The sequence below is a fragment of the Variovorax sp. efr-133-TYG-130 genome, assembly GCF_030208835.1.
In the GTDB taxonomy this organism is placed as follows: Bacteria; Pseudomonadota; Gammaproteobacteria; order Burkholderiales; family Burkholderiaceae_C; genus Variovorax.
Genome location: NZ_JARVTD010000007.1, coordinates 109,848 through 123,195 on the forward strand (window position 1 = coordinate 109,848; position 13,348 = coordinate 123,195).

The 13,348-nt window shown below is 66.8% G+C and carries 12 protein-coding genes; 4 read left to right on the plus strand and 8 right to left on the minus strand.

Annotated elements, in window-relative coordinates:
* Nucleotides 1–41 precede the first annotated feature (41 nt).
* The 4 genes from QRN67_RS09025 to QRN67_RS09040 form a co-directional block, all read right to left on the minus strand.
* Entirely contained in the window at nucleotides 42–1,721 is a 1,680-nt protein-coding gene (locus QRN67_RS09025; RefSeq protein WP_285411530.1) for a long-chain-fatty-acid--CoA ligase, read from the minus strand.
* 99 nt (nucleotides 1,722–1,820) lie between these two features.
* On the minus strand, nucleotides 1,821–3,320 hold the full coding sequence (locus QRN67_RS09030; RefSeq protein ID WP_081270758.1) for an NAD(P)(+) transhydrogenase (Re/Si-specific) subunit beta: 1,500 nt from the start codon (nucleotides 3,318–3,320) through the stop codon (nucleotides 1,821–1,823).
* A complete protein-coding gene (locus QRN67_RS09035) occupies nucleotides 3,317–3,646 on the minus strand; it encodes an NAD(P) transhydrogenase subunit alpha part 2 (RefSeq protein WP_081270757.1) in 330 nt (109 codons plus the stop codon). Before QRN67_RS09035 ends, QRN67_RS09030 begins: the two co-directional genes overlap by 4 nt.
* Before the next feature lie 28 nt (nucleotides 3,647–3,674).
* The gene (locus QRN67_RS09040) at nucleotides 3,675–4,805 is read right to left on the minus strand and encodes a Re/Si-specific NAD(P)(+) transhydrogenase subunit alpha (RefSeq protein ID WP_285411531.1); all 1,131 of its coding nucleotides are present in this window, start codon (nucleotides 4,803–4,805) and stop codon (nucleotides 3,675–3,677) included.
* A gap of 440 nt (nucleotides 4,806–5,245) precedes the next feature.
* Between QRN67_RS09040 and QRN67_RS09045 the strand changes: the two genes are divergently transcribed.
* Genes QRN67_RS09045 through QRN67_RS09055 form a run of 3 tightly spaced genes read left to right on the plus strand, consistent with a single transcriptional unit; the run spans nucleotide 5,246 to nucleotide 6,979 of the window.
* Nucleotides 5,246–5,992: a response regulator transcription factor gene (locus QRN67_RS09045; RefSeq protein ID WP_285411532.1), complete on the plus strand. Its 747-nt coding sequence runs from the start codon at nucleotides 5,246–5,248 to the stop codon at nucleotides 5,990–5,992.
* A 47-nt stretch (nucleotides 5,993–6,039) separates the two neighbouring features.
* Nucleotides 6,040–6,465 (plus strand): DUF4019 domain-containing protein, encoded by a 426-nt coding sequence (locus QRN67_RS09050; RefSeq protein WP_285411533.1) that lies wholly within the window; start codon nucleotides 6,040–6,042, stop codon nucleotides 6,463–6,465.
* 22 nt (nucleotides 6,466–6,487) lie between these two features.
* Nucleotides 6,488–6,979 carry an NUDIX hydrolase gene (locus tag QRN67_RS09055; protein ID WP_285411534.1) on the plus strand — a complete coding sequence of 164 codons (492 nt, stop codon included), beginning with the start codon at nucleotides 6,488–6,490 and terminating at the stop codon, nucleotides 6,977–6,979.
* Nucleotide 6,980: 1 nt separating this feature from the next.
* Here QRN67_RS09055 and mnmA read toward each other — a convergent pair whose 3' ends face one another.
* Complete coding sequence (gene mnmA, locus QRN67_RS09060) at nucleotides 6,981–8,090, minus strand: tRNA 2-thiouridine(34) synthase MnmA (protein ID WP_285411535.1); 1,110 nt, start codon at nucleotides 8,088–8,090, stop codon at nucleotides 6,981–6,983.
* A gap of 146 nt (nucleotides 8,091–8,236) precedes the next feature.
* Here mnmA and QRN67_RS09065 point away from each other — a divergent pair, with 146 nt between their 5' ends.
* A complete protein-coding gene (locus QRN67_RS09065; protein ID WP_285411536.1) occupies nucleotides 8,237–9,964 on the plus strand; it encodes a long-chain-fatty-acid--CoA ligase in 1,728 nt (575 codons plus the stop codon).
* Nucleotides 9,965–9,973: 9 nt separating this feature from the next.
* On the opposite strand, the gene QRN67_RS09070 is transcribed toward QRN67_RS09065, so the two are convergent.
* From QRN67_RS09070 to QRN67_RS09080, 3 genes are read right to left on the minus strand one after another with little or no spacing between them, the layout of a single operon-like run.
* Complete coding sequence (locus QRN67_RS09070; protein WP_081270750.1) at nucleotides 9,974–10,969, minus strand: LLM class flavin-dependent oxidoreductase; 996 nt, start codon at nucleotides 10,967–10,969, stop codon at nucleotides 9,974–9,976.
* Nucleotides 10,970–11,013: 44 nt separating this feature from the next.
* Entirely contained in the window at nucleotides 11,014–12,690 is a 1,677-nt protein-coding gene (locus QRN67_RS09075; protein WP_081270749.1) for an FxLYD domain-containing protein, read from the minus strand.
* A gap of 48 nt (nucleotides 12,691–12,738) precedes the next feature.
* Nucleotides 12,739–13,338, minus strand: a complete 600-nt coding sequence (locus tag QRN67_RS09080; protein ID WP_285411537.1) for a hypothetical protein — start codon at nucleotides 13,336–13,338, stop codon at nucleotides 12,739–12,741.
* Nucleotides 13,339–13,348 lie beyond the last annotated feature (10 nt).

The window sequence follows — 13,348 nt, forward strand, 5'->3', positions numbered from 1 at the left end:
ATATGCAAGATCGATGCCGTGGCCCTACCCGGGCCGAACCCTTACTTTCTGGCGTCGCGCAACTCGCGGCGCAGGATCTTGCCGACCGGCGTCTTCGGCATGTCGGTACGAAACTCTACGATTCGCGGCTGCTTGTAACCCGTAAGGTTTGCCCGGCAGTATTCGCGCACCTGCGCCTCGGTGAGCGACGGGTCTTTCTTCACGATCACGAGCTTCACGGCCTCGCCGGTCTTCTCGTCGGGCACGCCGACCGCCGCGCATTCGAGCACGCCCGGAATCAGTGCCACCACGTCTTCCACCTCGTTCGGGTACACGTTGAAGCCCGACACCAGGATCATGTCCTTCTTGCGGTCGACCACCTTGAAGTAGCCGCGCTCGTCGACCACGCCGATGTCGCCGCTCTTGAAGTAGCCGTCGGGCGTCATGACCTTGGCGGTCTCGTCGGGACGCTGCCAGTAGCCGGCCATCACCTGCGGGCCCTTGATCGCGATTTCGCCGCGCTCGCCCATGGGCACTTCGTTGCCTTCGTCGTCGAGCAGCTTGAGCCATGTGCTCGGCAGCGGCAGGCCGATGGTGCCGGTGTAGGCGGTGCTGTTGGTCGGGTTGCAGGTGGTCGACGGCGAGGTCTCCGAGAGGCCATAGCCCTCGCAGATGGGGCAGCCGGTCTTCTCGAGCCAGAGCTTGGCCACCGCGGCCTGCACGGCCATGCCGCCGCCCACCGAGATCTTCAGGTTCTTCCAGTTGACGGTGTTGAAGTCGGGGTGGTTCGCCAGGCCGTTGAACAGCGTGTTGACGGCCGGGAAGCTGTGGATCGTGTGCTTCGACAGTTCCTTCAGCACGGCGGGGATGTCGCGCGGATTCGGGATCAGGATCAGCTTGCCGCCCGTGCGCATGCTCAGCATCATGCCGACCGTGAACGCGAAGATGTGATACAGCGGCAGCGCGCACACGCCCGTGGGCTGCTCGTTGGCAGGCACCTTGGCCATGGCCGGTTCGTTCCAGGCTTCGGACTGCAGCACGTTGGCGATCACGTTGCGATGCAGCAGCACCGCGCCCTTCGACACGCCGGTGGTGCCGCCGGTGTACTGAAGCACGGCCACGTCGTCCGGGCCGATGGCCGCCGGCTTGAGCGAGCCGCTCGCGCCCTTGTCGAGCGCGTCGTTGAAGCGCACTGCGCCGGGCAGGCTGAAGTGGGGCACCAGCTTCTTGACGTTGCGCACCACGTAGTTGACCAGCGCGCCCTTCAGGAAGCCGAGGCGGTCGCCCATGGAGGCCAGCACGATGTGCTTGATCGGCGTGGACGCGATGCACTGCTGCAGCGTGGTGCCGAAGTTCTCCATGATGACGATGGCCTTCGCGCCCGAGTCCTTGAGTTGGTGCTCGAGTTCGCGCGGCGTGTAGAGCGGGTTCACGTTGACCAGGATCAGGCCGGCGCGCAGGATGGCCGCGACCGCGATCGGGTACTGCGGGCAGTTGGGCATCATCGCGGCGACGCGGTCGCCCTTCACCAGGCCCAGTCCCTGCAGGTAGGCCGCGAAGGCCTTGCTCTGCCTGTCGGTCTCGCCGTAGCTGATGTCCTTGCCCATGAAGCTGTAGGCCGTGCGGTCGGCGTACTTCGAGAAGCTCTCTTCCATGAGCGCAACCAGCGAAGGGTGGTGCGATGCATCGATATCTGCGGGCACACCCTGCGGATAGCTGCTGAGCCAGGGACGATCGGTCATTGGATTTGTCTCCTCCGGGGTCGGACTGTTGAAAACGAAAACGGCGCACGAAGCGGCGCCGAGAGGAAGCGCGCCGCTCGGCGCGGCACGGACCTGGGCCTATTCGATGGCCTTGCCCATATCTTCCACTACTTTCTTGGCATCCCCAAAGACCATCATGGTCTTGTCCATGTAGAACAGTTCGTTGTCCAGTCCCGCATAGCCGGCGGCCATGGAGCGCTTGTTCACGATGACGGTCTTGGCCTTGTAGGCCTCCAGGATGGGCATGCCGTAGATCGGGCTGCCCTTGGTGTGCGCGGCGGGGTTCACCACGTCGTTGGCGCCCAGGATGATCGCCACGTCGGCCTGGCCGAACTCGCCGTTGATGTCCTCCATCTCGAAGACCTGGTCGTAGGGCACCTCGGCCTCGGCCAGCAGCACGTTCATGTGGCCGGGCATGCGGCCGGCCACCGGGTGGATGGCGTACTTCACGGTGATGCCCTTGTCGGTGAGCTTCTGCGCGAGCTCCTTCACCGCATGCTGCGCGCGCGCCACCGCCAGGCCGTAGCCCGGCACGATCACCACCGTCTCGGCGTTGCCCAGCACGAAGGCCGCGTCGTCGGCGCTGCCGGTCTTCACCGGGCGCTGCTCCTTGGCCGCGCCGCCGGTGGTGGCCGCCTCGCCGCCGAAGCCGCCCAGGATCACGTTGAAGAACGAGCGGTTCATGGCCTTGCACATGATGTAGCTCAGGATCGCACCCGAGGAGCCCACCAGCGAGCCCGCCACGATCAGCATCGCGTTGTTCAGGCTGAAGCCGATGCCCGCGGCCGCCCAGCCCGAGTAGCTGTTGAGCATCGACACCACCACAGGCATGTCGGCCCCGCCGATCGGGATGATGATGAGCACGCCCATCACGAAGGCCAGCGCCAGCATCGCGAAGAACGCGCCCCAACTCTCGGTGGCCACGAACAGCAGGCCCAGTGCGATGGTCAGCAGGCCCAGCACCAGGTTGAGCATGTGCTGGCCCTTGAACTGCACCGGCGCGCCCTGGAACAGGCGGAACTTGTACTTGCCCGACAGCTTGCCGAAGGCGATGACCGAGCCGCTGAAGGTGATGGCGCCGATGGCCGCGCCCAGGAACAGTTCGAGCCGGTTGCCGTACGGAATGGCGTAGCGCACGAAGCCGTCCAGCACCACGGCACCGTCGGGCGTCTGCGCGCCGATGAGCGCGGCCACGGGTGCGGCCGTGATGCCGAAGGCCCAGGGCTCGGCCACCGCGGCCACGCCGATGAACACCGCCGCCAGGCCGATCATGCTGTGCATGAAGGCGACCAGCTCTGGCATCTTGGTCATCTCGACCTTGTTGGCCATGAAGGCGCCCAGCCCGCCGCCGACGACCACGGCCGCCAGCACCCAGCCGATGCCGGTGGCGAAGTTCACGCCGAGCGAGCGCGTCAGCCCGTGGATCAGCGCGATGGTCGTCAGCACGGCGATCGCCATGCCGGTCATGCCGAAGATGTTGCCGCGGATCGAGGTGGTGGGATGGGACAGCCCCTTCAGGGCCTGGATGAAGCAGACGCTGGCCACAAGGTACAGCAGCGTGACGAGGTTCATGCTCACTTGGCGGCTCCCTCTTCGGCCTTGGGGGCGCTCTTCTTTTCTTTCTTCTTGAACATCTCCAGCATGCGCCGCGTGACCAGGAAACCGCCGAAGACGTTCACCGCGGCCAGCGCCACGGCCAGCACGCCCATGGTCTTGCCCAGCGGCGTGGTGGTGAGCGCGGCCGCCAGCATGGCGCCCACGATAACGATGGCCGAGATCGCGTTGGTCACGGCCATCAGCGGCGTGTGCAGCGCGGGCGTGACGGTCCACACCACGTGGTAGCCCACGTAGATGGCCAGCACGAAGATGATCAGGTTGATGACGGTATGGGATACGGGATCCATTTGCTCTTCTCCTCGCGTGTTCGCTGGCTTACTTGCGGGTGACCTGGCCGTCCTGCGTCATGCGGCAGGCGGCGACGATGTCGTCCTCGAGGTCGATCTTCAGCGCGCCCTCCTTGGTGACGATGAGCTTGAGGAAGTCGAGCACGTTGCGCGCATAGAGCGCCGACGCGTCGGCCGCCACGAGCGCCGCGAGGTTGGTCTCGCCCACGATGGTCACGCCGTGCTTGACCACCGTCTTGTCGGCTTCCGACAGCGGGCAGTTGCCGCCCACGCCATCGGCGCCCTTGCCGGCGGCGATGTCCACGATCACCGAACCCGGCTTCATGGCCTTGACCATGTCCTCGGTGATGAGCGTGGGCGCGGCGCGCCCGGGGATGAGCGCGGTGCTGATGACGATGTCGGCCAGCGCCACGCGCTTGGCCACCTCGACCTGCTGGCGCGCCAGCCAGCTCGCGGGCATGGGCTTGGCGTAGCCGCCGACGCCGACGGCGGCTTCCTTTTCTTCATCGGTGTCGTAAGAGACTTCGATGAACTTGCCGCCCAGCGATTCGATCTGCTCTTTCACGCTCGGGCGCACGTCGGAGGCCTCGATGACGGCGCCCAGGCGCTTGGCCGTGGCAATGGCCTGCAGGCCGGCCACGCCGACGCCCAGGATGACGACGCGCGCGGCCTTCACGGTGCCGGCCGCCGTCATGAGCATGGGGAAGAAGCGCTGGTATTTGTCGGCCGCGATCATCACGGCCTTGTAGCCGGCGATGTTGGCCTGAGAAGAGAGCACGTCCATGCTCTGGGCGCGCGTGGTGCGCGGCGCGGCTTCCAGCGCGAAGGCGGTGACGCCGGCGGCGGCCAGGCGCTGCAGGCCGGCCGCATCGAATGGGTTGAGCATGCCGATGACGACGGCGCCGGGCTTGAGCAGCCCCGCCTCGGCATCGTCGGGCGTGCGCACCTTGAGCACCAGCTCGGCGGAGAAGGCACCTGTTCGATCGGTGATCTCCGCGCCGGCGGCCTGGTACGCCGCATCGGTCACGCTGGCTGCAACGCCGGCCCCGGACTGCACGCGCACCGTGTGCCCCGAGGCCGAAAGTTTCTTCACCGTCTCGGGTGTCACGGCCACTCGGGTTTCGCCAGCCAGTGTCTCGGCAGGCACGCCTATCAGCATAGAGTTCTCCTCAGAGCAAGGGGGCACACGGAATGCGGGCAGAGCTTACAGCAAGATTACAGCCCGCCGTTGTCGCGCAGATTCCCTTCCCGCTTCTTTTGGAAGGCCTGTATTTGCTGGCCTAGCAGCTATTCAATTGATAGCAAATTCGGGTATTCGATAGCCTGCATATCGGCACTCGGATCGACCTGGACACAACGGCAAGCCTGCGGCAACGCCTTGAATTAACAAGTTGGCTAACAAGTCAATAGAACCGTTTATTTAAAAACCCGATATCTGCATTCAAAAGTAGCTAATTGTTATTAGATCGATTTATAAAAATCAGAATAGCGTGCATTAGTTGCATCCCGATTTTTCTCGCGCCAGTGACCGGTGGATAGACTGCGCCCACCTATCGCCAGCTCATGGAGGCTGGCGAAGGGAGGAAAAAGAGGGATGGAATGCGTATTGCTGTACTCGACGATGGCCCCGACCAACGCAGGCTGATCAACCAAACCATGGTGGCGCTCGGCCATGAGTGCCATACGTTCACTGCAGGAAAGGTGCTGCTGCAGTCGCTGCGCCGGCAAACCTTCGACCTGCTCATACTCGACTGGAACCTGCCCGACATGACGGGCCCCGAAGTGGTGAAGAGCATCCGGGTCGATCTCAAAAGCCGGCTGCCCATCCTGTTCGTGACCGACCGTCGCGACGAGGACGACATGATCGAGGGGCTCAACGCCGGCGCCGACGACTTCATGGCCAGGCCCATCAGGGCGGGCGAGCTCGAAGCCCGCGTCAATGCGCTGTTTCGCCGCTCCTACCCCGCCCGCCACGAGCCCGAGCTGGTGTTCGGTCCCTATCACTTCTATCCGCCTTCACGGGTACTGAAAGTGCATGGCAAGGAGGTCGAACTGAAGAACCGCGAGTACGAACTGGCGCTGTTCCTGTTCCAGAACATCGGGCGGCTGCTGTCGCGCGAGCACCTGCACGAAGCCGTGTGGGGGCTGGGCATCGAGGCGCTGTCGCGCTCGCTCGACACGCATGTCTCGCGCCTGCGCACCAAGCTCGACCTGCGGCCCTCCAATGGCTTCCTGCTGCTGGCCATCTACGGGTTGGGATACCGCCTCGAGACGATTGACGCGGACAGCGTGCTCAAGATCGGAAGGGCACGCTCACAGGCCTGCGGGGAATCTATGCCCCGCTGAAGTCTCCAAAGGTCTTTGGCCATATCGAAGCGAGACAAATGAAACCCATGATCAGGCTCCTGCTCGCCGCCATGCTGTCCTGGAGCTGGATCGGGCCGGCCACCGCCCAGGAGGTGGAGGCCGGCGACATGGTGCGAGGCGGCATGCAGGCGATCCAGATGATCGACCAGGGCAAGACCGGCGAACTCTGGGACGGCGCCACGGCCGCCACCCGCAAGCGCGTGACGCGCGCCGAATTCATCGACCAGGTCGCCAGCAGCCGTGCGCCACTCGGCGCGCCGCGCATGCGAACATGGGTCGCGGTCAACCGCCAGGTCGTGGCCGACCCCGACCACGACACCGACGGCCAATATGTCAGCATCGAATACGAAACCCGCTTCGCCAACCGCCCCGACAGCACGCTGCGCGAACTCGTGAGCTTTCACCTCGACCACGACCGCATGTGGCGCTTCAGCGGCTACGTGCTGCGCTAGAACACAACAAGGACAAGAAAAGATGGCTGCCGCCGCGCGCTGGAAACCCAATGTCACCGTGGCCGCGGTGATCGAACGCGACGGACGCTTCCTGCTCGTCGAAGAACAGGCCGGCGACGGCCTGAGGCTCAACACGCCCGCCGGCCACCTCGACCCCGGCGAATCGCCGGCCGAGGGCTGCGTGCGCGAAACGCTCGAGGAAACCGCCCACCACTTCACGCCCACGGCGCTGGTCGGCATCTACATGGCGCGCTCCCGTCCGCCGGCCGAGCGCGGCGAAGACGTGACCTACATGCGCTTCTGCTTCACCGGCACGCTGGGCGCCTTCGAGGCGGGCCGCGCGTTGGACGACGGCATCGTGCGCACGCTCTGGATGACGCCGGACGAAATCCGCGCCAGCGTGGCGCGGCATCGCACCCCGCTGCTGCTTCAGTGCGTGGAGGACTACCTCGCCGGCAAGCGCTACCCGCTCGAACTCGTGCAGGTCGACGAATCGGTGCGCTCGGCTCCCTGAATCAGACGATGACGCCGCCGCCCAGGCAGCGTTCGCCGTCGTACAGCACGGCGGACTGGCCCGGCGTCACGGCCCATTGCGCCTCGCCGAAGCGCAGGCTGAACGCCGCCGCATTGCCGCCGTCGCGCGCCCCCATCTCGCAGGCCGCGTCGGCCTGGCGGTAGCGCGCCTTCGAGCCGTAGCTCCCGGCGACGGGCGCCTCGCCCGACACCCAGCTCGCATCGTCCGCCTTCAGTTCCGACGACAGCAGCCACGGATGGTCATGCCCCTGCACCACCCAGAGCGTGTTTTTCTCGACGTCCTTGCGCGCCACGAACCAGGGCGAATGGTCGCCCGAGCCCCTCTGCGCGCCCTTCTCCTTCACGCCGCCGATGCCCAGCCCCTGGCGCTGCCCCAGCGTGTAGAAGCTCAGCCCCTGGTGCTCGCCCAGCTTGCGGCCGCGATCGTCCTTGATCGGGCCCGGCTCCTTGGAGATGTAGCGGTTGAGGAAATCGCGGAACGGCCGCTCGCCGATGAAGCAGATGCCGGTCGAGTCCTTTTTCTTCGCATTGGGCAGGCCGATTTCCTCGGCGATGCGGCGTACCTCGGTCTTGTGCAGTTCGCCCACCGGGAACAGCGTCTTCGACAGCTGGGCCTGGTTCAGCCGGTGCAGGAAGTAGCTCTGGTCCTTCGACGGGTCGAGCCCCTTCAGCAGCTCGTGCCTGCCGGTGGCCTCGTTCAGACGAACACGCGCGTAATGCCCGGTGGCGATCTTCTCGGCGCCCAGCCGCATGGCGTGGTCGAGAAACGCCTTGAACTTGATCTCGGCGTTGCACAGCACGTCGGGGTTGGGCGTGCGGCCTGCCTTGTATTCGCGCAGGAACTCGGCGAACACGCGGTCCTTGTAGTCGGCCGCGAAGTTGACGTGCTCGATCTCGATGCCCAGCACGTCTGCCACGCTGGCCGCATCCACGAAGTCGATGTTCGACGAGCAATATTCACTGTCGTCGTCGTCTTCCCAGTTCTTCATGAAGATGCCGACCACCTCGTGCCCCTGCTGCTTGAGCAGGTGCGCCGTCACCGCGGAGTCCACCCCGCCGCTCAGTCCCACCACGATCCGTTGCTTTGCCATAAGCCCGCCATTGTCCCAGCCTCGCGTTAGGGGCTCCCGGTGTGTGGGAAATCGGGAAAACCCGTGTCGCCGGCTTGTCAGCTGCCGCTGCGCGATGCGAAAGGCCGGCGCTAAAGTGCCGCAAAAGCACAGCGGAGACAAGACGCATGGCCACCCCCTTCCCCGCCGCCCGGTCCGGCAACGACACCCCCTGGACGCGCAACTACCCGCCCGGCATGCGCTGGGACGCCGAGCTGCCCGTCAAGCCGGTGCAGCAGATGCTCGACGAAGCTGTCGCGCGCTGGCCCGACCATTCCGCCGTGGAGTTCATGGGCCAGGCCATCACCTACCGCCAGCTCGGTGCGGCCGTCGAGCGTGCCGCCAAGGGCCTGCAGGACCTGGGCGTGAAGCCCGGCGTGCATGTGGGCCTGTACCTGCCGAACACGCCCCACTACCCGATCGCCTTCTTCGCCGTGCTGAAAGCCGGCGGCACGGTGGTGAACTACTCGCCGCTCGACGCCGAGCGCGTGCTGGCCCACAAGATCGAGGACAGCCGCACTGACATCCTCATCACGCTCGACCTCGTCAACCTGTATCCGCAGATGGCGCGCCTGCTCGACAGCTCGCGCCTGCGCAAGCTGGTGGTCGGCAGCCTCGGCGACTACGGCGCCGCGGGCGACAAGGTGCAGGGCCAATTGCAGGGCGCCGGCCAGATCGCGCCCGTGCCCACCGACGACCGCCACCTTCGCTTCACCGACCTGCTCAAGAGCGAAGGCACGCACCAGACGCACCCGCTCGGCGACCTGGCCGAGGAAATCGTCGTGCTGCAGTACACCGGCGGCACCACCGGCCTGCCCAAGGGTGCGATGCTCACGCACGCCAACCTCACGTCGGCCTCGGCGCAGTACTACGAGTCGACCAGGGGCGATCCGCCGATCCTCGACGAGGGCAGCGAGCGCTTCCTGGTCGTGCTGCCGCTCTTCCACATCTTCGCGCTGAGCGCCGCCATGCTGCTCGGCGTGCGCCTGGGCGCCGCGCTGGTGCTGCACACGCGCTTCGACGTGGATGCGGTGATGAACGAGCTGGCCGCCAGCAGGATCAGCGTGTTTCCCGGCGTGCCGACGATGTACACCGCCATCCTCTCGCACCCCAAGGCGAAGGAGATGGACCTGCGCTCGCTCAAGTTCTGCGGCTCCGGCGGCGCGCCGCTGCCGGTGGAAGTGGAGCAGCGCTTCTTCGAACTCACCGGCTGCCACCTGAACGAAGGCTGGGGCATGACCGAGACCTCGCCCGTGGGCACCTTCACGCCCGCGCGCGGCGTTCGCAAGGCGGGCTCGTGCGGCATGCCGCTGCCGCAGGTGCGCATCAAGCTGGTGAGCCTGGACGATCCGTCGAAGGACGTCACCGCGTTCGGCGAAGCAGGCGAGCTCTGCATCAAGGGCCCGAACGTGATGAAGGGCTACTGGAACAACCCCAAGGCCACCGCCGAGTCGATGACGCCCGACGGCTACTTCCGCAGCGGCGACGTCGCGAAGATGGACGCCGACGGCTATTTCTACATCGTCGACCGCACCAAGGACATGCTGCTGTGCGGCGGCTACAACGTCTATCCGCGCGTGCTGGAAGAAGCGGTGTACGAGCACCCCGCCGTGGCCGAGGTCTGCGTGATCGGCATTCCCGACGAATACCGCGGCCAGTCGCCCAAGGCCTTCGTGAAACTGAAGGAAGGCGCGGGCGAACTGACGCTCGATGCGCTCAAGGCCTTCCTGAAAGACCGCCTCGGCAAGCACGAGATGATCGGCGCGCTGGAGATTCGCGCGGAGCTGCCCAAGACCGCCGTGGGCAAGCTCTCGAAGAAGGACCTGGTGGACGAGGAAGCGCGCAAGCGGGCCTGAGCCCCGGCGCTACTGCTTCGCCGTCTGGCCGAAGGCCGCGGCGAGCAGCTCGTAGGAGCGCAGCCGGGCAGCGTGGTCGAACACCTGCGAGGTGATCATGAGTTCGTCGGCGCCTGTGCGCGCGACGAACGCTTCCACGCCCTTCTTCACCGTCTCGACCGAGCCGACCGCGGAGCACGACAGCACCGAGTCGAGCAAGGCGTTTTCCGCGGGGCCGACCTTCTGGCGGTAGTTCTCGACCGGCGGCGGCAGGCGGCCGGGCCGCCCGCTGCGCAGGTTCACGAAGGCCTGCTGCCACGAGGTGGCGCGGAACTCGGCCTCCTCGTCGGTGTCGGCCGCGAACACGTTGAAGCCCAGCATCACGTACGGCTTGCTCAGCTGCGCCGAGGGCTTGAAGGTCTCGCGGTAGATCTGGATGGCCTGCATGATCTGCTGCGGCGCGAAGTGCGAGGCAAACGCATAGGGCAGCCCCAGGTGCGCCGCCAGCTGCGCGCCGAAGGTGCTGGAGCCGAGGATCCACACCGGCACCTCGAGCCCCGCGCCGGGCACCGCGCGCACCGCCTGCTGCGGGTTCTTCGACATGAAGTCCATCAGCTCGATCACGTCCTGCGGGAACTGGTCGGAATCCGATTCGAGGTTGCGGCGCAGCGCCCGCGCGGTGCGCTGGTCGGAGCCGGGCGCGCGGCCCAGGCCCAGGTCAACGCGCCCCGGGTAGAGCGACTCGAGGGTGCCGAACTGCTCGGCGATCACCAGCGGCGAGTGGTTCGGCAGCATCACGCCGCCGGCGCCGATGCGGATGGTGGACGTGCCCGCGCCCACGTACGACAGCAACACCGCCGTGGCCGCGCTCGCGATGCCCGGCATGCCGTGGTGCTCGGCCAGCCAGTAGCGCGTGTAGCCGAGCTTCTCGCCATGCTGCGCCAGCGAGAGCGAGTTGCGGAACGACTGCGCGGCGTCGCTGCCCTCGGTGATCGGGGAGAGGTCGAGGATCGATAACGGAATCATGGCTCGATCATGGCGCGAACCGCCCAACGCCGTCGCGGGAGGGGCTATTCGGTTTGGTATAGCGTGGTCACGCTCGCGAAGTCCCGGCCGTTCTGCTCCACGTTCACCTGGAACGGCACGCTCTCGCCCGGCGCGATGGCCGGCAGGTTTTCCACCAGCTTGAAGCCCGTGAGCTGCCCGCCGCGGTCGCGCAGGCTCACCCACAGCCGCACCTTGCCGACGATGCCGTTGCCCGGGTTCTTCACGCTGCCCGTCACTTCCACGCTCTTGTAGGTGAAGCGCTGGGTGAAGTTCAGCAGCACGCTGCCGGTCTGGGCCTTGGTGCCCGTCACGCGCACTTCCAGCGGCTTGCGCGGGCCCGGCATGGCGGCGCGGCGCATCGGCTTCCACTCGATGCGTGTCTCGGTCAGCTTTTCCATGTCTTCCGGTTCGAGGAAGATGGGAAAGCGCTCGCCGGGGTACAGGTAAGCCAGCCCGGAGATGTTGGTCGTGCCGCGCGCCTTGCTGCCGCTGAAGCGCGAAATCACGCCGCCCGGCGCCAGCACGATCGCGTCGGCGCTGCGGTTCACCAGCTCGGTCAGGAACAGCCGCTGCTGGATGTTGTTGCGCCCGTCGATCAGCGGCAGCAGCTCCAGCTGCCTGGCGTCGAAGCGCTCGCTGTCGCTGGCCAGCAGGTCGTCGGTCCCCAGCCGCAGTTCGGGGTTGAAGTTCTCCGGTCCGCCGGTGGCGCGGATCACGCGGTCGGCGCTCAGCACCGGCGTGCGCGCGCCTGAAGCCCCGACGATGCTGTAGCCGATGCGGTAGTCCCAAGCCGCGACCGCAGCCGCACGGCCGAAGCGGGCGATGCTGACGTCCACCGAGGTCTGCGCGCCCGGCTGGATCTCGTTGGCCTGCCCGTAGCCGTGGCCGATGCCGATCACCTGGCCGGCGTCGTCGTACAGTGTGGCCAGCACCTCGATGCCGCCGATCTCCACGCCGTCGGTGCGCGCATTGGCGATGCGGCCCACCAGCCGCACGCGCTCGCCCTGCTGCACCAGCCGCACGCGCGAGAAGGTCATGCGCGGCCCCTCGGTGGCGCTGTAGGGCTCGGCCAGTTTCTGCACGCGCAGCTCCTGCCGCGTGATGTTCTTGCCGCTGGGCATGTCGATGAGCGCAGGCGCGCTTTCGCCGGGCTGCAGCACCGACACCGGCAGCATCTCGCTGCGCTCGTCGAGCCGCGAGTCGCCGTCGTAGTAGATGGCGCGCACGCCGGCACGCGAAAGCGGCTTGCCGGTCTCGTTGCGCGCCACCACCAGCAGCTTGGGCAGGGCCGAGCTGCCGGTGCCCACCAGCACCTGGCGCGGCTCGCCGAGCTTCAGCCCGTCGGGCGGAATGGTGCGGTCGATCGCGGCCACCGCAGCGGGCCGCGCATCGGGCGACGGCTTGCCGGAGCCGATCAACAGCCCCACGATGCGCCCCACCAGCACCACGCCGAGCACCGCGATCACGCCGATGCCGATCTTGCGCAGCATCAGTTTCTGCTTGAGCGCCTCCTCGGCCGCGAGCCGCCGGCCGGCCTCGTTCTTCACCTGGTCGAGCACGCGCTCCAGCCGGTCGGACACGTTGTCCTCGACCAGCGTGACCGAGCCGCAGTGCTCGCAGGTGTATTCGTTGAGGCCCGTGCGCTTGAGCACGCTGCTGCCGCATTCGCCGCACCTGAGCGTCTGGAGGTCGATGGTCATGAATTGCTCCCGGGTTCTTTTTCTTGATTGCCTGCCTGCGCGGCGCCGCTACCAGTCGAACGCGGCCGCCAGGCCTTCCGCCGCCGCGGCACCGCCGAGCAGCGGTGCCAGCCGTTCGACCAGCCGCGCGCGGTACAGCGGATTGACGGAATCGTCGTCCAGGAAGATGTCTTCGCCGGCTTCCTCCCAGACCTGGCCCATGGTTCCGAGGCACGCGGCCATCTCGAGGATGTCGGCAAAGATCGGTTCGTCGTCCTGCCACGCGCCCGCGCCGTGGAAGGCGAACTGTATCGCGCCGGTGCGCAGGTCGAAGATGAACGGGTCCGCGCCCTGGTCGGCCACCACCAGCCAATGATCGGGCCAGCCGGCCAGTCGCTCGCCGGTGATGCCGTGCCAGCGGTAGCCGGCCTGCAGCTGCCACAGGCGCGCGAGCGGCGGGATGCTGAAGTCGTTGCCGGCGGTCGGGATCGAGAGGCCCGCGTGGCCCACGCGCTCGTTGATCCAGTCGCCCAGCGGGCCGACCTGCGCATAGAAAGCCTCGATGGCGGGCGGCAGCGCGATGTCGCCGCGCCAGTGCTCGGCCGCGGACTGCGGCGCCAGCGCGCCGTGGGGAGCCAGGGCCGCTCGGGCCTGTTCGATCGATGCCATGTGTGTTGTT